This is a genomic window from Catellatospora sichuanensis, assembly GCF_007483665.1.
Classification (GTDB): Bacteria; Actinomycetota; Actinomycetes; order Mycobacteriales; family Micromonosporaceae; genus Catellatospora; species Catellatospora sichuanensis.
In genome coordinates, this window is the sequence record NZ_VIQO01000024.1 from 152,657 (window position 1) to 176,451 (window position 23,795).

21 protein-coding genes are annotated in these 23,795 nt (G+C 71.4%); 13 read left to right on the top strand and 8 right to left on the bottom strand.

Annotation, left to right across the window (positions count from 1 at the left end; genetic code table 11):
• Positions 1-6: 6 nt before the first annotated feature.
• Both FLL47_RS30255 and FLL47_RS30260 read left to right on the top strand, forming a co-directional pair.
• Positions 7-2,448, top strand: coding sequence for a glycoside hydrolase family 2 protein (locus FLL47_RS30255; protein ID WP_246158845.1), 2,442 nt, complete (start codon positions 7-9; stop codon positions 2,446-2,448).
• Between the two features lie 170 nt (positions 2,449-2,618).
• Positions 2,619-4,601: a cellulase family glycosylhydrolase gene (locus tag FLL47_RS30260; RefSeq protein ID WP_186315993.1), complete on the top strand. Its 1,983-nt coding sequence runs from the start codon at positions 2,619-2,621 to the stop codon at positions 4,599-4,601.
• Between the two features lie 216 nt (positions 4,602-4,817).
• Here the strand turns inward: FLL47_RS30260 and FLL47_RS30265 are convergent, their stop codons facing one another.
• Positions 4,818-5,438, bottom strand: a complete 621-nt coding sequence (locus FLL47_RS30265) for a GTP cyclohydrolase II (RefSeq protein WP_144125105.1) — start codon at positions 5,436-5,438, stop codon at positions 4,818-4,820.
• Positions 5,439-5,648: 210 nt separating this feature from the next.
• Here FLL47_RS30265 and FLL47_RS30270 point away from each other — a divergent pair, with 210 nt between their 5' ends.
• Positions 5,649-6,974: an MFS transporter gene (locus FLL47_RS30270; RefSeq protein WP_246158876.1), complete on the top strand. Its 1,326-nt coding sequence runs from the start codon at positions 5,649-5,651 to the stop codon at positions 6,972-6,974.
• A complete protein-coding gene (locus tag FLL47_RS30275) occupies positions 6,971-8,437 on the top strand; it encodes a pyridoxal phosphate-dependent decarboxylase family protein (RefSeq protein WP_144125111.1) in 1,467 nt (488 codons plus the stop codon). The genes FLL47_RS30270 and FLL47_RS30275 overlap by 4 nt, the downstream gene beginning before the upstream one ends.
• 93 nt (positions 8,438-8,530) lie before the next feature.
• Here FLL47_RS30275 and FLL47_RS30280 read toward each other — a convergent pair whose 3' ends face one another.
• From FLL47_RS30280 to FLL47_RS30305, 6 genes are all read right to left on the bottom strand, one after another.
• Entirely contained in the window at positions 8,531-8,920 is a 390-nt protein-coding gene (locus tag FLL47_RS30280; protein ID WP_144125369.1) for a PaaI family thioesterase, read from the bottom strand.
• A 134-nt stretch (positions 8,921-9,054) separates the two neighbouring features.
• Positions 9,055-9,573 carry a hypothetical protein gene (locus FLL47_RS30285; RefSeq protein WP_342780360.1) on the bottom strand — a complete coding sequence of 173 codons (519 nt, stop codon included), beginning with the start codon at positions 9,571-9,573 and terminating at the stop codon, positions 9,055-9,057.
• Between the two features lie 88 nt (positions 9,574-9,661).
• Positions 9,662-9,955, bottom strand: a complete 294-nt coding sequence (locus FLL47_RS30290; protein ID WP_144125114.1) for a GlsB/YeaQ/YmgE family stress response membrane protein — start codon at positions 9,953-9,955, stop codon at positions 9,662-9,664.
• A gap of 131 nt (positions 9,956-10,086) precedes the next feature.
• Entirely contained in the window at positions 10,087-11,118 is a 1,032-nt protein-coding gene (locus FLL47_RS30295; protein WP_144125117.1) for a lactonase family protein, read from the bottom strand.
• Between the two features lie 85 nt (positions 11,119-11,203).
• Positions 11,204-12,217, bottom strand: coding sequence for a sensor histidine kinase (locus tag FLL47_RS30300; RefSeq protein WP_144125120.1), 1,014 nt, complete (start codon positions 12,215-12,217; stop codon positions 11,204-11,206).
• A complete protein-coding gene (locus tag FLL47_RS30305) occupies positions 12,210-12,914 on the bottom strand; it encodes a response regulator transcription factor (RefSeq protein WP_144125123.1) in 705 nt (234 codons plus the stop codon). Before FLL47_RS30305 ends, FLL47_RS30300 begins: the two co-directional genes overlap by 8 nt.
• 112 nt (positions 12,915-13,026) lie before the next feature.
• Here FLL47_RS30305 and FLL47_RS30310 point away from each other — a divergent pair, with 112 nt between their 5' ends.
• Positions 13,027-13,578 (top strand): DM13 domain-containing protein, encoded by a 552-nt coding sequence (locus FLL47_RS30310; protein WP_144125126.1) that lies wholly within the window; start codon positions 13,027-13,029, stop codon positions 13,576-13,578.
• Between the two features lie 16 nt (positions 13,579-13,594).
• On the opposite strand, the gene FLL47_RS30315 is transcribed toward FLL47_RS30310, so the two are convergent.
• Entirely contained in the window at positions 13,595-14,518 is a 924-nt protein-coding gene (locus FLL47_RS30315; RefSeq protein ID WP_144125129.1) for a DUF1835 domain-containing protein, read from the bottom strand.
• Between the two features lie 115 nt (positions 14,519-14,633).
• On the opposite strand from FLL47_RS30315, the gene FLL47_RS30320 reads away from it, so the two are divergent.
• The 8 genes from FLL47_RS30320 (at position 14,634) to FLL47_RS30355 (ending at position 23,766) form a co-directional block, all read left to right on the top strand.
• On the top strand, positions 14,634-15,116 hold the full coding sequence (locus FLL47_RS30320; RefSeq protein ID WP_144125132.1) for a hypothetical protein: 483 nt from the start codon (positions 14,634-14,636) through the stop codon (positions 15,114-15,116).
• A gap of 123 nt (positions 15,117-15,239) precedes the next feature.
• A complete protein-coding gene (locus tag FLL47_RS30325; protein ID WP_144125135.1) occupies positions 15,240-15,737 on the top strand; it encodes a GbsR/MarR family transcriptional regulator in 498 nt (165 codons plus the stop codon).
• 550 nt (positions 15,738-16,287) lie between these two features.
• A complete protein-coding gene (locus FLL47_RS30330) occupies positions 16,288-17,475 on the top strand; it encodes an ROK family transcriptional regulator (protein ID WP_144125138.1) in 1,188 nt (395 codons plus the stop codon).
• Between the two features lie 14 nt (positions 17,476-17,489).
• The gene (locus FLL47_RS30335; protein WP_246158847.1) at positions 17,490-19,055 is read left to right on the top strand and encodes a sugar ABC transporter ATP-binding protein; all 1,566 of its coding nucleotides are present in this window, start codon (positions 17,490-17,492) and stop codon (positions 19,053-19,055) included.
• A gap of 67 nt (positions 19,056-19,122) precedes the next feature.
• Positions 19,123-20,220 (top strand): ABC transporter permease, encoded by a 1,098-nt coding sequence (locus tag FLL47_RS30340; RefSeq protein ID WP_144125144.1) that lies wholly within the window; start codon positions 19,123-19,125, stop codon positions 20,218-20,220.
• Between the two features lie 112 nt (positions 20,221-20,332).
• Entirely contained in the window at positions 20,333-21,388 is a 1,056-nt protein-coding gene (locus FLL47_RS30345) for a substrate-binding domain-containing protein (RefSeq protein WP_144125147.1), read from the top strand.
• A gap of 89 nt (positions 21,389-21,477) precedes the next feature.
• Complete coding sequence (locus FLL47_RS30350; RefSeq protein WP_186316003.1) at positions 21,478-22,647, top strand: Gfo/Idh/MocA family protein; 1,170 nt, start codon at positions 21,478-21,480, stop codon at positions 22,645-22,647.
• A 114-nt stretch (positions 22,648-22,761) separates the two neighbouring features.
• On the top strand, positions 22,762-23,766 hold the full coding sequence (locus tag FLL47_RS30355; protein WP_144125153.1) for a sugar phosphate isomerase/epimerase family protein: 1,005 nt from the start codon (positions 22,762-22,764) through the stop codon (positions 23,764-23,766).
• Positions 23,767-23,795: the final 29 nt, after the last annotated feature.

A 23,795-nucleotide genomic window follows, 5' to 3' on the forward strand; every position in this document is an offset into this window, starting at 1 on the left:
CGAAGCATGGTCCAGCTCCACCACGGCTGGCTGGTGTCGGCGCGCAACACGCCGGTGCCGGTCAGCCGGGTGCCGGCGGCCGTGCCCGGGTGCGTGCACACCGACCTGCTGGCGGCCGGTCTCATTCCCGATCCTTTCCTGGACGCGAACGAGAACGAGCTGAGCTGGATCGGACGCACCCGGTGGATGTACGAGACCAGCTTCCAGTGGTCCGGCCCGGTCGACGACCGGATCGACCTCGTGTGCGCGGGCCTGGACACCGTCGCGACCATCTCCCTCAACGGCACCGAGGTCGGGCGCACCGCGAACATGCACCGCGGCTACCGCTTCGACCTGCGCTCGGCGCTCACCCCCGGCCGCAACGACCTGCGCATCGCCTTCGACTCGCCGTACGAGTACACCGCCGCGATGGCGCGGCAGGTCGGCTCCCGGCCGGGGGCCTACGACGAGCCGTACAACCTGATCCGCAAGATGGCCTGCAACTTCGGCTGGGACTGGGGCCCGACCGTGGTCACCGCCGGCATCTGGCAGCCGATCGGCCTGCACAGCTGGTCGACGGCGCGGCTGGCGCAGGTGCGCCCGCAGATCACCGTGGACGGCACGACCGGTGTGGTGGACGTGCACGTCGACGTGGAGCGGGCGTCCACCGAGTCGCTGCACGTGACCGTCGAGGTCGGCGGCGTGGTCGGGGTGGCCTCCATCGGCGCCGGCAGCATCGGCGCCACGCTGCGGCTGTCCGTGCCGGACGTGCGGCGCTGGTGGCCGCGCGGCCACGGCGAGCAGCCGCTCTACCCGCTGCGGGTGGTGCTGGCCACCGAGGGCGGGCGGGAGCTGGACCGCTGGGAGCGGCGCGTCGGCTTCCGCACGGTGCGGGTGGACACCACCCCGGACGAGCACGGCACGCCGTACACGGTGCTGGTCAACGACAAGCCGGTGTTCGTGAAGGGGGTCAACTGGATCCCCGACGACGCCTTCGTCACCCGGATCACCCGGGAGCGGCTGGCCGAGCGTTTCCGGCAGGCCTGCGACGCGAACATCAACTACCTGCGGGTGTGGGGCGGCGGCCGCTACGAGTCGGAGGACTTCTACGAGCTCGCCGACGAGATGGGCCTGATGGTGGGGCAGGACTTCCTGTTCGCCTGCGCGGCCTACCCGGAGGAGGAGCCGTTCGCGGCCGAGGTGGCGGCCGAAGCCCGCGAGCACGTGGTGCGCCTGGCCTCCCACCCCAGCCTGGTGACGTGGACCGGTAACAACGAGAACATCTGGGGCTTCGCCGACTGGGGCTGGCCGGAGCAGCTCGCCGGGCGCAGCTGGGGCGCGGGCTACTACCACGAGCTGCTGCCCTCGATCGTGGCCGAACTCGACCCGACCCGCCCGTACTGGCCGGGCAGCCCCTGGTCGGGCACGCCGGACCTCCACCCGAACGACCCGGCGCACGGCACCATGCACATCTGGGACGTGTGGAACCAGGTCGACTACACCCACTACCGGGACTACACCCCGCGCTTCGTCGCCGAGTTCGGCTTCCAGGCCCCACCGGCGTACGCGACTCTGCGCCGGGCGCTGCGCGACGACCCGCTGGCCAGCGACTCACCCGGCATGCGGCACCACCAGAAGGCGGCCGACGGCGACCTCAAGCTGCGGCGCGGGCTGGACGCGCACCTGCCCGAACCGCACGACTTCGCCGACTGGCACTACCTCACGCAGGTCAACCAGGCCCGCGCGATCCAGTTGGCCGTCGAGCACTTCCGCTCCCACCAGCCCGTGTGCATGGGCGCGATCGTCTGGCAGCTCAACGACTGCTGGCCGGTGACGTCCTGGGCGGCGATCGACGGCGACGGGCGGCGCAAGCCGCTGTGGCACGCGCTGCGGGCCGCGTACGCCGACCGGCTGCTCACCATCCAGCCGCGGGACGGCGGCCTGGTCCTGGTCGCGTCCAACGACACCGACCAACCGTGGCAGGCCGAGGCGAGCGTGACCAGTCACGACCTCAGCGGCAAGGCCCTGGCCGCGACCACGGTCGACCTCGACGTCGCGGCGCGCTCGGTGACGGTGACGCCGCTGCCGGACGGCGTCGCGTTGCCCGAGGAACCCCGGTCCGAGCTGCTCCGCGCCGTCGCGGGCGAGCAGCACGCCTGGTGGTTCCACGCCGAGGACCGCGAGATCGACTACCCGGCCGCCCGGTTCGACGTGAACGTCGAGCCCACCACCGGCGGCTACGACGTCACCGTCACCGCCGGGACCATCCTGCGCGACCTGTCCCTGTTCCCCGACCGCCTCGACCCGGCTGCCACCGTCGACCAGGCCCTGGTCACGCTGCTCCCCGGCGAGTCGGTCACCTTCACCGTCCACTCCACCGCCCCTCTCGACGCCGCCGCCCTGGCCGCCCAGCCGGTGCTCCGCTGCGTCAACGACATCTCCGCCCAGCGCCACCCGCGGAGATCTTGACGGCCTGTGGTCGCCCCAGGCGCCACAGCCCGCCAAGATCTCCAGATTCCGGAAAGGCCCACCCCTCCCACGGACGCCGACCGGCCACCACGGCCTGCCCGATGCCTTCCCGCTGCGCCACGGACGGCATCCGGCGGGCCGCACCGGCCGGCGGCGAAAGGAGCACGCACATGAACAGACGGATCCTGGCGGTCGCCGCCGGGGCGCTGATCCTGCTGCTCGGCACCGGCAGCGGCACCGCCGCCGCGGCCGGTGGCCACCACGACGCGGGGTTCGTGACCCGCCACGGCAGTGACCTGAAACTGAACGGCAAGCCGTTCCGGTTCGCCGGGACGAACAACTACTACCTGATCTACTCGTCGCCGACGATGGTCGACGACGTGTTCGCCCGCGCCAAGGGCGCCGATCTCACCGTGCTGCGCAGCTGGGGCTGGCTCGACATCGGCACGCAGGACGACCAGGGTTCGGTGTCGGGCAAGAAGAACGGCGTCTACCTGCAGTACTGGGACGGCACGCGGCCGGCGTACAACGACGGGCCGGACGGCCTGCAGCGGCTGGACTACGTGCTGTGGAAGGCCGGGCAGTCCGGGATCAAGCTGGTCATCCCGTTCACCAACAACTGGTCCGACTTCGGCGGCATCGACCAGTACGTGCGCTGGGCCGGTGCGGACAACCACGACGACTTCTTCACCGACCCGGTCATCAAGGGCTGGTACAAGGACTGGATCAGCCACCTGCTGAACCGGGTGAACCCGCTGACCGGCCTGGCGTACAAGGACGATCCGGCGGTGATGATGTGGGAGCTGGGCAACGAGCCGCGGTGCAAGGGCTCCGGCCTCTACCCGCCGTCGGCGTCGTGCACCCCGGCCACGCTCACCGCCTGGGCCGACGAGATGACCCGCCACGTCAAGAGCGTCGACGCGAAGCACCTGGTCGGCGTCGGCGACGAGGGCTTCTACTGCGACGATCCGGCGTCGGCGGACTGGACGACCAACTGCGGCGAGGGCGTCGACTCGGTGGCGCTGGGCAAGCTGCCCGCGGTGGACGTGGTCTCGTTCCACCTCTACCCGGACGGCTGGGGCAACAAGACCGCCCAGTGGGGCGCCGACTGGATCAAGCGGCACAACCGGGACGCGAAGAGGGCCGGCAAGCCGTCCGTGCTGGGCGAGTTCGGCTGGCGCGACAAGGCCACCCGCAACCCCGTCTACCAGCAGTGGACCGAGGCCGCCGCAAGCGACGGCGGGGACGGCTTCCTCTACTGGATGCTCAACGGCATCCAGGACGACGGCACCATGTACCCCGACTACGACGGCTTCACCGTGGCCTGCCCCGGCACGGTGTGCCAGAGCATCACCAACGCCGGGACGATCATCAGCAGCGGGCGGCGCACCTTCCCACCCGTCGCCGACCACGACAACGCCGTGGTGCCGTTCGGGACCACCGCCACGCTCAGCCCGGCGGCCAACGACATCGCGTACCAGACGCACGTGCGGGCCGACAAGATCGACCTGGATCCGGCGGCGGCCGGGCGGCAGACCGGCGCGACCGTGCCCGGCGGCACGTTCACGCTGGCCGTATCGGGTCAGCTCACGTTCACGCCGAACGAGGGCTTCACCGGCAAGGCGGCGGTCACGTACACGATCCGCGACACGGCGGCCCGGCTGTCCAACGCGGCCACCGTGTCGGTGACCGTGCTGCCCGACCCGACCGCCGCCATCCCGCTGGCCTCCTGGGAGACCGGCGTCGACGGCTGGGCGCCCGGCAACTGGCAGGCCAACGCGGGCACGCTCAGCCCGCAGTCGGACTTCCACACCGACGGCACGGCCGGCCTGCACGCCGACGCGGTCGACGGCGGCTGGTTCGGCGTCAGCTTCCCCGCCCCGGTCGACCTGTCGGGCAAGACGCACGTCAAGTTCGACCTGCGCACCGCCGCGGCCGGCACCTCGACCAGCATCGTGCTGCAGACCGGCCCGTCCTGGACCTGGTGCCAGGGCCCGTTCAACTGGGTCAACCAGGACACCGCCCTGGCCACCGTCGAGGTGGACCTGAACACCGGTCTGTCCTGCGACCCCTCCTCGCTCAACGAGGTGCACGCGGTATACCTCTGGCTCAGCCCCGGCTCCTTCGACCTCGACAACCTCCGCGCCGAGTGAAAGGAAGGGCACCTTCACATCGCCATGCGTTGTAGAAGGTGCCCTTCCCAACCGTTGACCAGGCTTGGACAGGGCTGGGACAGCCGCGTGAGCGCGCACTCCCGGCCCATCCGGCTGGATGCCGGCAGTGATCGCTGTTTCGTGTCAGAACCTCGGGTCAAACCGCAGTTTCGGACACGCAACGGCGATCATCGCCGTCGCGGGAGCCGGACCAGGTCAGGCGGCCACGGGGAGGCTGATGGTGTGGCCGGTGTGGGTGACCTTGGCGTGGAGGTAGCGGAGGTTGTCGGGGGCGGCGTGCACGGCGGTGGGGACCACGTTCGCGACCTCGACTCCGTGGTCGCGCAGCTGGCTGGGCTTGTCGGGGTTGTTGGTGAGCAGGTCGATGCGGGGCACGCCGAGGGCGGCCAGCATCTGCGCGGCGGCGGTGTAGTCCCGCTCGTCGTCGGCGAAGCCCAGCGCCCGGTTCGCGGCATAGGTGTCCAGGCCCGCGTCCTGTAGGGCGTACGCGTCGAGCTTGGCGTACAGGCCGATGCCCCGGCCCTCCTGGCGCAGGTAGAGCAGGTAGCCGCCGTGCTCGGTGATGCGCTGCACAGCCTCGCGCAGCTGCGGGCCGCAGTCGCAGCGGGCCGAGCCGAAGACGTCACCGGTCATGCACTCCGAGTGGGCGCGCACCAGTGGCGTCTCCGCCCGCTCGAAGTCGCCGAGGCCGAGCGCGAGGTGCTCCAGGCCGTCGGACAGGCCGGTGAAGGTGAAGACCTCCGCGGTGGCGGCGTACCCGTCGGGGAAGCGCAGCGGAACGGTCACCCTCGTACGGACACCCAGCTGCTCGGTCATGGCTCACCAGTCTCGTCGTCGGAACGCGCCCGTCCAGGTAACGCGCGCGTTGCTACTAGGTTGTTGAAGCATCAAGAACTGTGTGAAATTCCCTCACCTGGCTCTGTGCTGTGCACCACACGCCGCGTAGCATCCGCAGCCATGACCGTGTCGCCCCCCGCATCCTCCGAGGTCACCGCCCCTGCGCAGGACCAGCCGCTGACCGGTGGCGTGCGCGCCGGATACGCGCTGGGCTCGCTGGCCACCGGAGCCTTCGGCACCGTGCCAGGCCTGCTGCTGCTGCCGTACCTCACCGACAACCTCGGCGTCGCCGCGGGCCTGGCCGGTCTGCTGGTGCTGGTGCCGAAGGCCTGGGACGTGCTGATCAACCCGGTGGCGGGCCGGATCTCCGACCGCACCGTGTCGCGCTGGGGCGCGCGCCGGCCCTACCTGCTGTTCGGCGGCCTCGCCGTGGCGGTGCTGTTCGCGGCGATGTTCGCCGGGCCGTTCGGGGCCGGGTCGGGTGCGGCGATCTACGTCGCGGTCGCGTTCCTGGCCACCGCCACCGCGTACGCCTTCTTCCAGGTGCCGTATGTGGCGATGCCCGCCGAGATGACCGACGACTACAGCGAGCGCACCCGGCTGATGACCTGGCGGGTAGCCGTGCTCGCGGTGGCCATCCTGGTCTCCGGCGCGGTCGCCCCGATCGTGGTGCAGGCCGCGGGCGGGGGCGTGCCCGGACACCGCTGGATGGGCGTGTTCGTGGCCGCGCTGATCGTGGTCGGGGCACTGGGCTCGTTCTTCGGCACCCGGCGCGCGCCGGTCGGCCGGGTCACCGAGAGCGAGCCGACGCTGCGCGCGCAACTCGCCGTGGTGCGCCGCAACAAGCCGTTCACCGTGCTGCTGACCGTGTTCGTGGTGCAGTCGATCGGCGTCGCGACCATGCTGGCCGGGGTCAAGTACGTCGCCGACCATGTGCTGGCGCGCCCCGAGGACGGCCCGACGCTGCTCTTCGCGTGCTTCGTCGGCCCGGCGCTGCTGGTCATGCCGCTGTGGAGCCGGATCGGCGCGCGGGTCGGCAAGACGAAGGCGCTGGTGCTGGCCTCGGTGCTGCTGTCCGGCGGCGCGCTGGCGCTGATCGTGGCGGGTTCCGTGCCGCCGGTGGTCGCGTACGTGATCACGGGTGTGATCGGCGTCGGGTACGCGGGCCAGCAGGTGTTCGCGATGGCGATGCTGCCCGACTGCGTGGCGTACGACGCGGCCCGCACCGGCCGCCGTCAGGCGGGCGTGTTCACCGGCCTGTGGACGGCGGGGGAGACGTTCGGCCTCGCGCTCGGCCCGGGCCTGTACGCGCTGGTGCTGCAACTGTCCGGCTACGCCTCCTCGGCGAGCGGCGCGACGGCGCAGTCCGACGGCGCGAAGCTCGGCGTGCTGCTCGGCTTCAGCGTCGTGCCCGCGCTGCTGGTCGGCCCGGTGACGCTGCTGCTGCGCCGCTACGACCTGACCCCGGAGCGCCTGGCATCGGTGCAGGTGGAGACAGGTACGGTGGCCCGATGATCGATGCACTCCCGACCCAGGGTGTCCCCGCTGACCAGGTGCTCGCCGAGCTGCGCGGGATGCGCGCGGCCGACCTGCCCACGCACGGCGGGCGGCTGTTCGCCTACGTGTACGACCCGGCGAAGGCCGGGCTCGACGAGCTGGCGATGTCCGCGTATGCCCTGTCCGCCCACGTGAACGGACTGGACCCGACGGCGTTCCCGTCCCTGCTGGCGACCGAGAACGCGCTGGTCGCCGCTGCGGCCCGGGTGCTCGGAGCAGGCCCCGGCACCGCCGCGCCGGACGTGGTCGGCTCGGTCACCAGCGGCGGCACCGAGTCGCTGATCCTGGCCGTGAAGACGGCCCGCGACGCACACCCGGAGATCACGGCGCCGCGCCTGGTCGCCCCGTCGACCGCGCACGCCGCGTTCGCCAAGGCCGCGCACTACCTGGGCGTGGCGCTGGACCTGGTGCCGGTCGACCCGGAGACGTTCACGCCGGACCCGGCCGCGGTCGCCGCCGCGATCACCGCGGACACGGTGCTGGTGGCGTGCTCCGCGCCGTCGTACGCGCAGGGGGTCGTCGACCCGGTCGAGCAGATCGCGGCGATCGCCGCGGAGCGGGGCGTGCGCTGCCACGTCGACGCGTGCTTCGGCGGCTGGGCGCTGCCGTTCCTGCGCCGGGTCGGGGTCGCGGTGCCCGCGTTCGACTTCAGCATTCCGGGTGTGACCAGCATGTCGGTGGACCTGCACAAGTACGCGTACACCCCCAAGGGTGTGTCGGTGCTGCTGCACCGCGACGCGGACCTGCGCCGCCCGCAGTACTTCGCTTTCGCCGACTGGCCCGGCTACACCATGGTCAACCCGGTGATCTCGTCCACCCGTTCCGGCGGCCCGATCGCGGCGGCCTTCGCCACGCTGCGCCACCTCGGCGACGAGGGCTACCTGGAGCTGGCCCGGCAGACCCGCGACGCCGTGGCAGGGCTGGCCAAGGCGGTGTCCGAGGTGGACGGGCTGCGGCTGCTCGCCCCGGCCGACTTCACCGTCGTCTGCCTGACCTCGGACGACCCGGGGCTGGACCTGTTCGTGCTCGCCGACGAGCTGGCCGGGCGGGGTTGGCACACTCAGCCGCAGCTGCCGTACGCGGGTATCCCGGCCAGCATCCACCTCACCGTGACCGCGTCCGTGCTGCCGCAGGTGCCGCAGTTCGGCCCGGCCCTGGCCGAGTCGGCCGCCGCCGCCCGCGCCCACGGCCCGGTCGAGCTGCCCGCCGAACTGCTGGCCATGGCCGCCCATCTCCCGCCGGACCAGCTCACCGCCGACATGGTCGCCGGCCTGGCCGACACCTTCGGCCTCACCGGTGGCGAACCCGGCGCGGCCCCCCGCATGGCCGTCGTCAACGCGGTCCTCGCCGCCGCCCCACCCCGCCTGCGCGAACGCCTGCTGGTCGAGTTCGTCAGCCTCCTCCAGCGTCCGTCCTGGTAACGGTGGAACAGTGATCGCCGTTTCGTGCCAGAAACTGTGCTCTGACCAGACCTGCTGACACGAAACGGCGATCATGACGCCGTGGGCCGCGCCCTACTTGCGGAGGAGGCAGGTCAGGCGGGCGGTGCAGATGCGCTGGTCTTCCTCGTCGGTGATGACGATTTCGTAGGTGACGATGGTGCCGCCGCGGTGGAGCGGGGTCGCCACGCCGGTGACCACGCCCGCGCGGGCTGCCCGGTGATGGGTGGCGCTGATGTCCACGCCCACCGCGTACGGCCGCCCGACGGTCGAGCCGTGCAGGGTGGCTCCGATCGAGCCGAGGGTCTCCGCCAGCACGCAGGACGCGCCGCCGTGCAGCAGGCCGAAGGGTTGGGTGTTGCCCTCCACCGGCATCGTCGCGACGAGCCGCTCCGGGGTCGCCTCCAGCAGCTTGATGCCCATGCGTTCGGCCAGCGCGCCCTGCATGGTCGTGTCGTAAGTCATCTCCACCCGCCGCACGTTACCCGCCGGTCACCTCGGCAGACAGGGGCCTGGAGACGGTTCCGGGGAACCCGCGGCCTCCGGGGGAGCGGAGGGGGCGGATTCCCCAGAAACAGGCTGGGCGCGGTGACCGCGGATCAGGGGGTGGACCCGCGGTAGTGGCCCAGCGTGGCGATTCCGACGATCCAGCCCACGAACAGGCCGTAGATCGCGCCGGAACCGGCCGCCTGGAAGGCGGAGAGCAGCGAGGCGTCCGAGCGGATGAAGGCGGTGAGCAGGCCCGCCACCGCACCCGCGAAGATGTACCCCGACCAGCCGGCCAGCAGCTGGCTGAAGCTGCCGCGGGCGCGTCCCAGCTGGGCATTGGTCGACAGGGCCAGGAACACGGCCGTGAAGACGATGAGAAGGATCGCCTTGAGGTCGGCGGCGAGCACGTCCTGCACCGAGCTGTCTGCGTTGAAGCTCCAGGCAGGCCACGTCAGCAGCTTGAGGAACCAGCCACCGGCGGTGTTGGTGTCGGCGTTGTCGTTGGCCCAGTCGACGTAAACGGGGCTGCCGAACACCAGCACGAGGATGAGTGCGGCGAGAACGCCCGCACCGGTCGCGGTGCGGTATCGCGATGCGGTCAGTACCATGGCGCTGCGATTGCCGGACACCACGGTCAGTAAACATTTGTGTCCAGTGTGTACTGATTAATCCTTCGTACCCGGGCGCACAGCGGACGTGCGCCCGGCTCTCAAGGGATCACGGGGCCTGCCGCGGCTGGACCGCCTGCGTGTGGCGTTTGGCCGACATCCTCGCGGCCAGCCATACGAAGAACATGGCCAGTGCCAACTGGATGATGTGCCTGATCCAGTCGATGCCTCGGGTCTCGCCGACGCCAAGCCAGGTGGCGATGATGCCGCCCAGCGTCGCGGCCAGGATGCCGGCGACCACCGTCATCAGCGCGGAGATGTTCTGGCGGCCCGGCAGCAGCAGCCGGCCCAGATAGCCGACGATCGCGCCGCCGATGATGCCCCAGAGGATCGCCCCGATCATGTACGCCTCCCGTGATCATGACTGCTACGTGGCCAGTATCGGCCGGTCTCGGGAGGGTATGGAGTTCTTTGGGGATATCCGTCGGCATCCGGCCGGTCAGGAGGACCCTGTCCGGCCGGACGGTCGGCCGATCACGGGTGGCCCGGGACGGCCAGCACGCAGGACGGGTTCGGCACCGTGCGGGTGTCGCCGGTGGGCTCGGGGACACCGGTGACCGGGTCGCGGCGGTACCCCGTCACGGTGTCCCCGTCCTGGTCGGCGACGTACACGAAGTCGCCGATCAGCGCGAAGTGCCGCGGCCAGCGGCCGGTCGGCACGTCCGCGACCGGGCGCAGGGCTGCGCCCTCCACCGCGAACACGGTGAGGCAGTCCGCGCCGCGGTTGGCGACGTAGAGGAAGCGGCCGTCGGGCGAGCACTCCAGGTGGCTCGGATAGTTGCGTTCCCCAGGCTCGCCGAGGGTCGCCGCGACGCTCGACACCGGCCGCAGCCGGCCGTCGGCGGCCTCGCAGACGACCACGGTGGAGTCCAGCTCACCCGCGACGAACACCGTCCCGGACGGGTGGAAGGTCAGGTGCCGCGGGCCCATCCCGGCGATCAACGGGGAGGTCGCCACGTGCCGCAGCGCGTCGGGCTCGACGGCATAGCTGCGCACCTCGTCGGTGCCCAGGTCGGTGACGTAGAGCAGCCCGTCGGGGGCGAGCATCGCCATGTGCGCGTGCGGCGACTCCTGGCGCTCCGGGTCCGGGCCGCTGCCCTCGTGCGCCACCAGATGGTGGTACGGCAGCAGCGCGCCGTCGTCGCCGATCGCGAACACGCTCACCGACCCGCCGCTGTAGTTGGCCGCCACCACGAACCGGCCCTGCGGGTCGACGGCCAGGTGGCAGGGATCGGCGCCGCCGCTGGGCTGCGCGCCGAGCAGTTCGAGCCCGCCGCTTTTCACCGCATACGACAGCACCTGCGCGGCGGACTCGGAGGCGGCGTAGAGGTGGGTGCCGGCCGGGTGCCAGGCGAGCCACGACGGGTCGACGGCCTCCACCGGCGAGTGCGCGGGCTCCAGCCGCCCGGTCCGGGGGTCCTGCCGCCAGGCGGTGATCGCCTGGGCGGTCCCCGCCTTCGCCGTGTACGAGCCGATGTGGACCAGGTCAGCGGGAACCGAAGGCATGGCAGGCAGCTTAGTGCGCGACCCGGGGCGGCAGCCGGGCCCGTCCCGCAGGCCGGACGCGGTGAACCGAGCCCAGCGGTGCCGGTCAGGCGGGTGCGGCCGGCAGGTGCACCTCGAACCGGCACCCGGCGGCCGTGTTGGCCACGCCGACCCGGCCACCGTGCGCCTCCACCAGGCCGGCCACGATGGCCAGGCCCAGCCCGCCGCCGCCGCCGTCCGCGTCCGGGGTGCGCGCCTTGGCCCCGCGGAACGCCACGTCGAAGACGTGCGGCAGGTCGGCCTCGGCGATACCGCCGCACGTGTCGACGACGGCCAGCCAGCCGCCCTCGGCGTCGCGCCCGCCGGTGACCGTCACCGTGCCGTCGGCGGGCGTGTAACGCACCGCGTTGAGCAGCAGGTTCGCCACGATCCGGGAAAGCTCGCGCTCACCCGCCCGCACCACCGGCCAGTCGCCGTCGGCGACCAGGTGCACGCCCCGCGCGGCGGCGACCGGCGCGGCCGCGGCGACCGCGTCGGACACCACCTCGCCGAGCGGCACGTCGACCGGCGACAGTTGCAGCGCCCCGGCGTTGATCCGGGACAGCTCGAACAGGTCGTCGACCAGTGCGGCCATCCGGTCGGTGCCGATGCGGATGCGGCGGTGGTACTCGGCGACGGCAGCCGGGTCGCTGACCACGCCGTCCTCCAGCGCCTCGGCCATGGCCCGCATACCGGCCAGCGGGGTGCGCAGGTCGTGCGACACCCAGGCGACCAGGTCACGGCGGCTCGCCTCGACCTGCCGCTCGCGCTCGCGGGCGTCGGCCGCCCACATCGCCGAGCGCGCCAGCCGCCAGGCGACCCAGCCGCCGATCAGCAGGCTCACCAGCCCCGACAGCGGCACCACGACGAGCAGCACGTGCAGGTCGTGCGCGGAGATGAACATGCCCTCGGCGACGGCCAGCACCCCGGCCAGCATCGCCAGCACCGTGGCCACCAGCAGCACGCACACGTTCAGCGTGATCGAGCGGCGGTGCAGCAGGCGCAGCAGCAGCGCCGCGGGCAGCCACACGGCGGCCGCGCCGAGCAGCGCGGCCAGCAGGATCATCAGTACGTCACGCACCGTCGGCCGCCCCCACCGGCTCGTACCGGTAACCCACGCCCCAGACGGTGTGGATGCGCTGCGGCATGGCGGGGTCGGGCTCGATCTTCTCGCGCAGCCGTCGCACGTGGACGGTGACGGTGGACTGGTCGCCGAAGGTCCAGCCCCACACCGACTCCAGCAGCTGTGCCCGGCGCAGCGCCTCGTGCGGGTGCGACATCAGGAACGTCAGCAGGTCGAACTCGCGTACGGTCAGCGCCAGCTCGCGGCTGCCGAGCCGGGCGGTGCGGCGTACCGGGTCGACGACCAGGTCGCCGTCGGCCAGCACGGTGGCAGGGGCGGTCTGCGGCGCGGTGCGGCGCAGCACGGACTGGGCGCGCAGCACCAGCTCGCGCGGGGAGAACGGCTTGGTCACGTAGTCGTCCGCGCCCACCTGCAGGCCGACGATGCGGTCGACCTCCTCGCCGAGCGCGGTCAGCATGATGATCGGCACGCCGGGGCCCGGCTCGGCGCGCAGCCGCCGGGCCACCTCCAGCCCGTCGATGACGGGCAGCATCAGGTCCAGGATGATCAGATCAGGGCGTTCCCGGGCGTACGCGTCCAGCGCGGCCTGCCCGTCGGCGGCCAGCACCACCCGGTGCCCGGCGTGCTCCAGGTAGCGGCGTACCACGTCGCTGACGGTCGGGTCGTCGTCGACGACGAGCACGCTGGTGGCCATATCGCGAGCGTACGTCGTGATCATCGGCGGCGGCCGGGGTGCCGCCGCATCGGAACCTTACGATCCGCGAACGTGGCCCCCACGGCGTCGGCGCGGGCCTTAGCGTCGAGGCATGACGAGGATGTTCCGCAAGCCCGCCTTCTGGGCGGTGGCCGCGGTGCTGGCCGTGGGCCTGGCGTTCGGCATGTACTGGTTCCAGCCGTGGAAGCTGCTCACCTCGAAGACCGTCAACGACGCCGCCCCGGTGGTGGTGTCCACGACGCCCTCACCGGCCTCCTCGCCGGCCGCGGGCATGCCCTCGCCGTCGGCTGTCGCCGTGCTGGTCGCCGAGGGCAAGCTCGTCACCCACGAGCACGACAGCTCCGGAACCGCGCAGCTGGTGCGGCTGCCCGACGGCACCTACCAGGTGATCCTGCGCGATCTGGCCACATCGGATGGTCCCGACCTGCGGGTATGGCTCACCGACCAGCCCGTGCTGCCCGGCCGCGCCGGCTGGCACGTCTTCGACGACGGCAAGCACGTCGAGCTGGGTCGGCTCAAGGGCACCCACGGCACCCAGGTCTACGCCGTGCCCGCCGGCGTCGACCCGACCGAGCTGCGCAGCGTCACCATCTGGTGCGCCCGCTTCAAGGTCTCCTTCGCCGCCGCCCCGCTGGAGGCGTGAGCGAGCCGCCCGCGGCTCAGGCCGGGACGGGGCGGGCGGCGTCGGGGTCCCAGCACCAGCCGGGCAGCAGCACCCCGCCGACCCAGCGGGGGAAGGTCTGCCAGGTCGCGTCACCGTGCAGGATCCGCTGGCCGTACGCCGTCAGCTGGTATTCGCCGCCGCGGGAGGCCAGCGCCGGGCGCTCGGCGTCGTGCAGCCGCCGCAGCACCGGCAGCAGCATGACGTCCCCGAGATACGGCAGCGGATCGCCGTCCTGGTGCGCCTGGTAGACGGCGGGGAACGGCAGCGGACCGGCGGAGACCGCGCGCAGGCACAGCCGCTCCGACAGGGACAGCCCGTCGGTGGTCCACGGCAGCTCCGCCAGGTGCCGGCGTACCGCCCGGGGCAGGAAGGGCAGCGCGTCGCCGCCGACCCCGGCCAGCGCGGCCGGATCCGGCGCGGACAGCGCGGCCCAGGCCTGTTCCGCCGCGGCCAACTGGTCCGGACTGACCGGCCGTTCCCGTCCGGCGAGCGTCGCCAGCTGCGGCGCGGACAGCTGCCCGAACCCGATGAACGGATCCTCGCCGTCGAACGCGTCGATCGACAGCAGCCGCAGCCGCTCGTGCAGCGCGGGCCGGTGGGCCAGCAGGGCCAGCAGCCGGATCAGGATCGCCTGGTCGAACCAGTCGTGCTCGAACCACAGCAGCACGCCGTCGTACGTGTCGAGGGTGTCGAGGTGAGCGCGCTCCCGCGACAGGCGCTCGCGGACGTGCGCGACGTCGAGGTCGTACGCCCGCGCGAGCCAGTCCGCCCGGATGGCGTCGAACTCGGCGGGGTCAGCCGTGCGGGGGACGGGGCCCTGGCACACCGGGTCCGTGAACGGCACGAAGTCACCGGGGAAGCCGGCCGGTCCGAGGGTCTCCCGGAGGTCGTCGCCGCAGCGTACGTGGGCGGTGCGCATGGGCGTCAGTCTAGGTGCGACAGCCGCCGGCGACCGGTCGACGGGCTGAGCGGGCAGGTGTTACCGGCGGTATGACCCATCGACATATGCGCGCTTGGGAAACTATCATTTCGTCATGGCGCGGACTCGTACGGTGACAGGTGCCGGGATCATCGCAACCGTGGCGCTCGTCCTTCTGTTCGGTAATCAGCCCTTTGTGGAGTGGGTGTCCAGGCACACCAGCTCCGACAGCGCATGGGGTTGGTTCCTGCGCGTGCTGACCTGGCCCAGGTGGGCCTTCGGTCCCGTCGACGGATCCAGCGGCGCTATGCGCCGGCTGCTCGCCGACGATCTGCGCGCGCTGTTGTTGATCCTCTTCGTGGCATTGATCCTCGGAGTGGTCAGCAAGGCGGTCACCGGTGGCGCCGGCGGCTTCCTCCTCGGCTGGTCGGCGCTGATCTTCGGATCCGCCCTGGCGGCCTTCATCACCGCCTTCATCATCAGCAACCCCACCTTCGTCGGCGCGCTCCAGAGTGCCGCCGCCGGTTCGGCCTACGGGTTGTTCGTCGGCTGGGTGGTCGGTGCCCTGACCGGCACCGCCAAGGGCGCCGGTTCCTAGTGCCCTGCTCCACCACGCGGTGCCTGCCGCTGAGGCGGGCACCGCAGGGCGTGGCGAGGACCGGCGATGTGCACGTTCTTCATAAAATTGTGAACACTCATAAGCTTGTTATGATCGTTCCTGATGAGCGACAAGGTTGACGCGGTCGCGCCGCGTGATGAGGACGGTGTGCGCCGGTCCGTGGAGCACATGGCCATGATGCTGGCCGACATGGGCTTCCCCCGGATGCCGTCCCGGGTGCTGATGACCATGATGAGCGCCGAGGAGACCTCGCTGACCGCCGGTGATCTGGCCGAGCGGCTCGGGGTGAGCGCCGCCGCGATCTCCGGCGCCGTCCGCTACCTGATGCAGATGGGCTTCGTCGTGCGCGAGCCCGCGCCCGGTTCCCGCCGCGACCGTTACCGCCTGCCCGACCAGCCCTGGTACGGCGTCACCACCGCCAAGCGGGGCTTCTACGGCCAGTTCTCCGACGAGGCCGACATCGTCATCGAGGCCACGGGCGGTGCGCAGACGCTGGCCGGCGAACGCATGGCGGACATGCGTGACTTCTTCCGTTTCGTGGAGGAGCAGGTCGGCACCGCACTGCAGCGGTGGCAGGAGCAGCGGCCACCCCGCGTCTGACCCCGCCGGCCGGCCTTCGGTGGGGGAGGGGCGACTTTTCGCCGGGCCTGGCGTGAATCGGGTGCGTTCACCCGCTCGGCCGGGCGTCCCAGGGCGCGGTGCCGAGACATCCGCGGGCTGATTCCCCGGCCACTCCGGCGACGCGTCAGTCGTCGCGCGGCGGGGCCCATCGGCCGCCTTGGGCCCCGGTGCGGTCGATCCGGCGCCCAGTCCGGTTCGGCGCGGTCCGCCGCGCCTCGGCCGGTCCACCGATGTCACTGCCGTGATCAGACCGCCGCTGACCTGCGGTGACACCTCGCCATCCGTGCGTGATGCGGATGCCGCCCGCGGCTTCGGCCAGGTAGTGGTCGGGAGACCGTTATGAGACCGCGACTTTTTATGACTTGCGCAGTAGAGGAGGGGGTGTTCTGGAGGGTCATGGCCAACTTCTGCTAGATCAAACAAAAGTTTCGCGGATTTGGCGAGAAGCTATGGACACGATTGTCGAAAGCTCGTAACCTGTGCGACACACCACACCGGTGGAGTCCTATCAGGTCGGAGGAACGAGCGGATGAGCCTCGCGCGGACGCTCTGGGACCCGCTGCACGTCAGAGTGCTGCGGCTGCTGCGGGACGAGGGCGCGCTGTCACGCGCGGAACTCGCCGACCGGCTGGACATCCCACGTCCGCGCCTGCTGGGCGAACTCGACCGACTCGTCGCCGGCGGCCACGTCGCCGAGGCGGGTCCGGCGGAGTCGCGCGGCGGCCGCCGCTCCACCCTGGTGGAACTGAACCCCGGGATGCGCTTCGCGGGCGTCGACCTCGGCGCAACGTCGATCGACGTCGAGGTGACCAACGGCCGGCTGGAGCCGGTCGCGCACTACAGCGAGCCGGCCGACATCCGCAGCGGCCCGAAGGTGACCCTGCAGCGGGTCAACGAACTGCTCGCCAAGGCCAAGGTGGAGGGCGCGTTCGCGCACCTCGACGGCATCGGCATCGGCGTGCCCGGCCCGGTCAGCTTCCGCGACGGCGTGCCCGTCTCCCCGCCGATAATGCCCGGCTGGGACCGCTTCCCCGTGCGCGAGCTGCTCACGCGGGAACACGGCTGCCCGGCCGTGGTGGACAACGACGTGAACATCATGGCGGTGGGCGAGCGCAACGCGGGCGTGGCGCACTCCGTCGACAACTTCCTCTTCGTGAAGATCGGCACCGGCATCGGCTGCGGCGTGTTCCTCGGCGGCGAGGTCTACCGGGGCACCGACGGCTGCGCCGGCGACATCGGCCACATCCAGGTCGACAGCCACGGACCGGTCTGCACGTGCGGCAACATCGGCTGCCTGGAGGCCGTGTTCAGCGGAGCCGCGCTGGCCCGCGAGGCCACGGCCGCGGCCCGCTCGGGCACCTCGCCCGCGCTGTCCGAGCGGCTGGCGACCAACGGCCTGGTCACCGCGATGGACGTCGCGATCGCCGCGGTCGAGGGCGACGTGGTCTGTGTGCAGCTGATCCGCGACGGCGGCCGCCGCATCGGCACCGTGCTGGCCGGGCTGGTCAGTTTCGTGAACCCTTCGATGATCGTCATCGGCGGCGGGCTGGCCCAGCTGGGCCACATCATGCTCGCCGAGATCCGCAGCGTGGTCTACCGGCGGTCGCTGCCGCTGGCCACCGGCAACCTGCCGCTGGTGCTGTCCGAGCTGGGCCCCCGTGCCGGTGTCGCCGGCGCCGCGGTGCTGGCCAGCGAGATCGCCTTCGAGCAGGCATGAGCGAGGAGTCGGGCATGAACGAGCAGCCGGCCGGGGCGGCCGCCGCGAACACCGGCGAGGTGGTCCTGCGGTTGTCCGATGTGGTCAAGACCTTCCCGGGGGTACGCGCCCTCGACGGCGTCGAGCTTGAGGTGCGCGCGGGCGAGGTGCACTGCCTGCTGGGCCAGAACGGCGCGGGCAAGTCCACTCTGATCAAGGTGCTGGCCGGCGTGCACCGCCCGGACTCGGGCGACGTGCAGTGGCTGGGTGAGCAGGTCGCGTTCAGCGGCCCGCAGGCCGCGATGAAGGCGGGCATCGCCACCATCTACCAGGAGCTCGACCTCGTCGACTACCTGACGGTGGCGGAGAACGTCTACCTCGGCCACGAGCCGCGCAGCCTCGGCTTCGTGCACAAGGGACAGGCCGCGCGCCAGGCCCGGGAGCTGCTCGGCCGGCTCGGCCACGGCGAGATCCCGCCGCACCGGCTGGTCAAGTCGCTGCCCGCTGCGGGCAAGCAGATCGTCAGCATGGCCCGCGCGCTCTCACACTCGGCCAAGCTGATCATCATGGACGAGCCCAGCGCGGTGCTGGCGCACGACGAGGTCGGCAACCTGTTCCGGATCATCCGGGAGCTGACCGCGCAGGGCATCGCGGTGGTCTACATCTCGCACCGGCTGGAGGAGATCCGCGAGATCGGTGACCGGGTCACCGTGCTCAAGGACGGGCGCACCTCGGCGGTCAACCTGCCGGCCCGCACCACGCCGACCCGTGACCTGGTGAGCCGGATGACCGGCCGCTCCATCGAGTACGTCTTCCCGCCGCGTCCGGACACCGAGCCGGGCGAGAAGCTGCTGGAGGTGCGCGGGCTGGGCCGCTCCGGCGAGTTCGCCGGCGTCGACCTCGACGTGCACTCCGGCGAGATCGTCGGTATCGCGGGCCTGGTCGGCTCGGGCCGTTCGGAGCTGCTGGAGACGGTGTTCGGCGCGCGCCAGGCCGAGGCCGGCACGGTGGTCATGGACGGGCGCGGGCTGCCGCCGGGCAACGTCGCCGCGGCGGTGCGGGCGGGCCTGGGCATGGCCCCGGAGGAGCGCAAGAGCCAGGCGCTGCTGCTGGGCCAGCCGATCTACCGCAACATGACGCTGACCAACTTCAGCACGTACGCGACCGCCGGTTTCACCGACACCGGCAAGGAGCAGGCCGAGGCCATGCGGGTCGCGGACCAGCTGGAACTGCGCCCGCGCGACGTGCGTCGAGCCGTGCGCACCCTGTCGGGCGGCAACCAGCAGAAGGTGGTCGTCGGCCGGTGGCTGCTGGGCGGCACCCGGCTGCTGCTGCTCGACGAGCCGACCCGGGGCGTGGACGTGGGTGCGCGGGCGGAGCTCTACCAGGTGATCCGCGACCTCGCCGCGAACGGCGTCGGGGTGCTGCTGGTCTCCAGCGAGGTGCCGGAGGTGCTCGGGCTGTCCGACCGGGTGCTGGTCATGCGCGAGGGCCGGGTGGTGCGCACCGCGCCCGCGACCGAGCTCAGTGAAGAGGACGTACTCGATCTGGTGATGGCGGGATCGCTGACCGCCGCGACGACTGAAGAGGTGGCCGCATGAGCGAGCACCACGAGCGAATCAGCTGGCTCGGCAGTCATGCCGTCGACGAGCGAAGCGAGGAGAGGGCATGAGCGTGTCCAGCGAACAGAAGGTGGAACAGGCACCGGAGGGCCACGCGCCCCATGCCGCGCCCGCCGCGCGGGGCGGTGGCACGAGCTGGTGGAAGGACGAGGCGCAGGAGCCGTTGCGGCGCAACCTGGGCCTGGTCGGGGTGCTGCTGGCACTGTTCGCGATCGGCGCGTTCATCCGGCCGGACCTCTACAGCAACGCGGACTGGGTCATCAACAACATCATGGTCATCCTGACCCAGGCGGCCGCGATCGGCGTGGTCACCGTGGGCATGACCTTCGTGATCATCGGTGGCGGCATCGACCTGTCCGTCGGGGCGCTGATCGCGCTGTCCGGTGTGTGGGCCACGACGCTGGCCACACAGAGCTTCGGCGCGGCCGGCATGATCTTCACCGCGATCGCCGTCGGCATCGGCGCGGGCCTGGTCAACGGCGCGCTCGTCGCGTACGGCCGGTTGGTGCCCTTCATCGCCACCCTGGCGATGCTGGTCGCGGCGCGCGGCCTGGCGGCGCAGATCTCGGGCAAGCAGACCCAGATCTCCAACGACATGTTCATCAACAGCATCGCCAAGGAGCGCATCCTCGGCATCCCGCTGCTGGCCATCATCCTGCTGGTGGTCGCCGGGCTCGGGTGGGTGCTGCTCAATCGCACCACCTTCGGCCGGCGCACCGTCGCCATCGGCGGCAACGCCGAGGCGGCCCGCCTGGCCGGCATCAACGTCCGCGGCCACACCATGCTGCTGTACGCGCTCTCGGGCCTGTGCTGCGGCATCGCCGCGATCATGCTCACCTCGCTCGCCACCTCGTCCCAGGCGGCCGCGGCCGAACTGTACGAACTCGACGCGATCGCCGCGGCGATCATCGGCGGCACGCTGCTCTCCGGCGGCCGCGGCACCATCGTCGGCTCGCTGTTCGGCGTGATCGTGTTCTCCGCGATCACCAACCTGTTCGCCATCGCCAACCTGCCCACCGAGGTCCAGAACATGGTCAAGGGCGCGATCATCGTGGTCGCGGTCCTTCTCCAGCAGGTGCGGTTCTCGTCCGTCACGCAGTTCGCCCGAAGGCACGGTCTCACTCGGGCCAAACCGCAGACCTGACCGCCCCCTGTGTAACAGGTTCCATCACCGCACAGCCCGCTCCATCTGGGGTGACCGTCGAACGCGACGGTCGCCGGACCGAATGCACCCTCGCGACGACCAGGAGGTCGTGATGACCAACCCGATTCCGGACACGTCCCGCCGCCGGCTCCTCTTCGGCGGCACGGCGATCGCCGCCGGCGCTCTGCTCACCGCCTGCACCAGCAACGAGCAGACGCCGACCCCGGCGCAGACCAAGGGCGCCGACGACACCAACCCGAACGCCGCCGCCGGCAAGGCGGTCACGATCGGTTTCTCCGCTCCGGCCGCCGACCACGGCTGGATCGCGGCGATCACCAACAACGCCAAGGCGCAGGCCGGGGCGTACAAGGACGTCACCTTCAAGCAGGTCGAGGCGGGCAAGGACGCCGCGGCGCAGCGTGGCGCGCTGGACACCCTGATCGCCGAGAAGCCCGACGTGATCGTGCTGCTGCCGTACGACGGCAAGGAGCTCAACGCGTTCGGCCTCAAGGCGATGGAGGCGGGCATCCCGGTCGTGAACCTCGACCGTGCCTTCCCCGACGCGCTGGCGTACCGCCTGCAGATCAAGGGCGACAACTACGGCATGGGCGTGGCCGCCGGCCACTACATCGGCAAGGCGCTCAAGGCCAAGAACATCGCCAGCCCGATCATCGGCGAGATCGCCGGCATGGACGAGCTGGAGCTGACCCAGGAGCGCAGCGCGGGCTTCAAGGCCGCGCTGGCCACCTACGGCTTCACCGTGGCCAACCGTCGTGCGGCGCGCTTCACCGCCGACTCCGGCCAGAAGGAGGCGCAGAACCTGCTGCAGGCGCTGCCGAAGATCGACGCCGTGTGGAACCACGACGACGACCAGGGCATCGGCGTGCTGGCCGCGATCACGGCGGCCAACCGCAGCGAGTTCTTCATGGTCGGCGGCGCCGGCTCGAAGAAGGCGATCGAGGACATCGCCGCCGACAAGACCGTGCTCAAGGCGACGGTAACCTACAGCCCCTCCATGGCGTCGTCGGCGATCTCGCTGGCCCGCCTGATCGCCCAGGGCCGGGGCATGTCCGACCTGGTGGAGCTGCAGGTGCCCAAGGAGGTCGTCCTGGCCTCCGAGACGATCACGAAAGAGAACGCGAGCACGTACCTGAAGCTCGGTTTCTAAGCCCGACATGGTTCGCCCGCACCAGCGGGCTCGGTAACGGAGGAGCCCACCCCGTGTCCACAAACGACAACAAGGAACTGCGGGTCGGCATGGTCGGCTACGCGTTCATGGGCGCCGCGCACTCACAGGCGTGGCGCACCGTGAACCGCGCGTTCGACCTGCCCCTGCAGGTCCGGATGGCGGCGGTCTGCGGCCGTGACGAGGCCAAGGTGTCCGAGGCGGCCGAAAGGCTGGGCTGGGACGGCTACGTCACGGACTGGCGGGAGCTGATCGCCCGGGATGACATCGACGTGATCGACGTCTGCACGCCCGGCGACAGCCATGCGGAGATCACCATCGCCGCGCTCGCCGCGGGCAAGCACGTCATGTGCGAGAAACCGCTGGCGAACTCCGTGGCGGAGGCCCGGGCGATGGTCGATGCCGCAGCCGCGGCGCGGGAATCGGGTATTCGTACGCTGTGCGGGTTCAACTACCGGCGCGTGCCGGCGGCGGCGCTGATGCGTCAGATGATCGCCGCCGGCAGGCTCGGAGTGATCCGCCACGTACGTGCCGTGTATCTCCAGGACTGGATCACCGATCCGCAGTTCCCGCTGGTCTGGCGGCTCCAGCAGGAGCGCGCCGGGTCCGGCGCGCTCGGCGACATCGGTGCGCACATCATCGACCTGACCCAGTACATCACGGGCCAGCGCATCACCGGGGTGAGCGCGCTGACCGAGACGTTCATCAAGGAGCGGCCGATCCCGGCCGAGGCGAGCGGCCTGGCCGCCACGGGCAACGGCCAAGCCGTCGGCCAGGTGACGGTCGACGACGCCGCGCTGTTCACGGCGCGACTGTCCGGTGGCGCGATCGCCACGTACGAGGCCAGCCGCTTCGCGACGGGGCGCAAGAACGGCCTCCGGGTGGAGATCAACGGCTCACTCGGCTCGCTGGCGTTCGATCTGGAGCGCCTCAACGAGCTGGAGTTCTACGACGCGACCCGGCCGGGTGCGGAGCAGGGCTTCAACCGGATCCTGGTGACCGAGCCGGAGCACCCGTACCTGTCCGCATGGTGGCCGCCCGGCCACATCATCGGGTACGAGCACTCCTTCACCCACCAGATGCGCGACTTCGTGCAGGCCGTGGCGGAGGGCATCGACCCTCACCCCTCCTTCGAGGAGGCCCTCGGCGTGCAGCTCGTGCTGGAGGCGGTGCAGAGTTCCGCCGCGTCCGCGTCCGCCTGGACGCAGGTGGCGCAGCCCGCCGTCCCGGTAGCGGCCTGACCGCACCGGCACCGAACGTGGGAGGGCCGGCCGGACGCCGACCGACCGGCCCTCTCGCCCAACGACTCCGGCGTCCCCGCCGCACCGGCACCGCACAGATCGGAGAGCGAACACATGCCCCGACCCATCACCCTGTTCACCGGCCAGTGGGCGGACCTTCCGTTCGAGGAGGTCTGCCGGCTGGCGTCCGAGTGGGGCTACGACGGCCTCGAGATCGCCTGCTGGGGCGACCACTTCGAGGTCGACAAGGCGCTGTCGGACGAGACCTACATCCCGCGCAAGCGCGCCCAGCTCGACAAGTACGGGCTGAGCGTGCACGCCATCTCCAACCACCTGGTCGGCCAGGCGGTCTGCGACAACCCGATCGACGAGCGCCACAAGGGCATCCTGCCGGCCCGCATCTGGGGCGACGGCGAGCCCGAGGGGGTGCGGCAGCGGGCCGCGGCCGAGATGGCCGACACCGCCCGCGCCGCGGCCAAGCTCGGCGTGAACACCGTCGTGGGCTTCACCGGCTCGCCGATCTGGCATTTCGTGGCGATGTTCCCGCCGGTCCCGCAGTCGATGATCGATGCCGGGTACGAGGAGTTCGCCCGGCGCTGGCACCCGATCCTCGACGTGTACGACGAGGTCGGCGTGCGCTTTGCGCACGAGGTGCACCCCAGCGAGATCGCGTACGACTACCACACCACCCGCCGCACCCTGGACGCGCTGGGCAACCGGCCCGCGTTCGGGCTGAACTGGGACCCGTCGCACATGGTGTGGCAGGGCAACGACCCGGTGGGCTTCATCCTCGACTTCGCCGACCGCATCTACCACGTGGACTGCAAGGACACCAAGGTGCGCATGGGCGACGGCCGCCGCGGCATCCTGTCGTCCCACCTGCCGTGGGCGGACCTGCGCCGCGGCTGGGACTTCGTGTCCACCGGCCACGGCGACGTACCGTGGGAGGACTGCTTCCGCGCGCTCAACGCGATCGGCTACGACGGTCCTATCTCGATCGAGTGGGAGGACGCCGGCATGGACCGCCTCGTCGGGGCTCCCCAGGCGCTGCAGTTCGTGCGCAATCTCCTCTTCGACCCGCCCACCGCCTCGTTCGACGCGGCTTTCAGCTCGGACTGAGCCCCGGCCCCCGCCGGCCGCTGCTCCCA

Coding starts and splice junctions, on each gene's coding strand:
- FLL47_RS30355 (WP_144125153.1), top strand. CDS start 22,762: ATGCCCCGACCCATCACCCTGTTCACCGGCCAGTGGGCGGACCTTCCG.
- FLL47_RS30295 (WP_144125117.1), bottom strand. CDS start 11,118: ATGCCTTCGGTTCCCGCTGACCTGGTCCACATCGGCTCGTACACGGCG.
- FLL47_RS30340 (WP_144125144.1), top strand. CDS start 19,123: ATGAGCGTGTCCAGCGAACAGAAGGTGGAACAGGCACCGGAGGGCCAC.
- FLL47_RS30350 (WP_186316003.1), top strand. CDS start 21,478: ATGGTCGGCTACGCGTTCATGGGCGCCGCGCACTCACAGGCGTGGCGC.
- FLL47_RS30330 (WP_144125138.1), top strand. CDS start 16,288: ATGAGCCTCGCGCGGACGCTCTGGGACCCGCTGCACGTCAGAGTGCTG.
- FLL47_RS30275 (WP_144125111.1), top strand. CDS start 6,971: ATGATCGATGCACTCCCGACCCAGGGTGTCCCCGCTGACCAGGTGCTC.
- FLL47_RS30310 (WP_144125126.1), top strand. CDS start 13,027: ATGACGAGGATGTTCCGCAAGCCCGCCTTCTGGGCGGTGGCCGCGGTG.
- FLL47_RS30335 (WP_246158847.1), top strand. CDS start 17,490: ATGAACGAGCAGCCGGCCGGGGCGGCCGCCGCGAACACCGGCGAGGTG.
- FLL47_RS30280 (WP_144125369.1), bottom strand. CDS start 8,920: ATGACTTACGACACGACCATGCAGGGCGCGCTGGCCGAACGCATGGGC.
- FLL47_RS30305 (WP_144125123.1), bottom strand. CDS start 12,914: ATGGCCACCAGCGTGCTCGTCGTCGACGACGACCCGACCGTCAGCGAC.
- FLL47_RS30255 (WP_246158845.1), top strand. CDS start 7: ATGGTCCAGCTCCACCACGGCTGGCTGGTGTCGGCGCGCAACACGCCG.
- FLL47_RS30315 (WP_144125129.1), bottom strand. CDS start 14,518: ATGCGCACCGCCCACGTACGCTGCGGCGACGACCTCCGGGAGACCCTC.
- FLL47_RS30345 (WP_144125147.1), top strand. CDS start 20,333: ATGACCAACCCGATTCCGGACACGTCCCGCCGCCGGCTCCTCTTCGGC.
- FLL47_RS30325 (WP_144125135.1), top strand. CDS start 15,240: ATGAGCGACAAGGTTGACGCGGTCGCGCCGCGTGATGAGGACGGTGTG.
- FLL47_RS30260 (WP_186315993.1), top strand. CDS start 2,619: ATGAACAGACGGATCCTGGCGGTCGCCGCCGGGGCGCTGATCCTGCTG.
- FLL47_RS30265 (WP_144125105.1), bottom strand. CDS start 5,438: ATGACCGAGCAGCTGGGTGTCCGTACGAGGGTGACCGTTCCGCTGCGC.
- FLL47_RS30290 (WP_144125114.1), bottom strand. CDS start 9,955: ATGATCGGGGCGATCCTCTGGGGCATCATCGGCGGCGCGATCGTCGGC.
- FLL47_RS30320 (WP_144125132.1), top strand. CDS start 14,634: ATGGCGCGGACTCGTACGGTGACAGGTGCCGGGATCATCGCAACCGTG.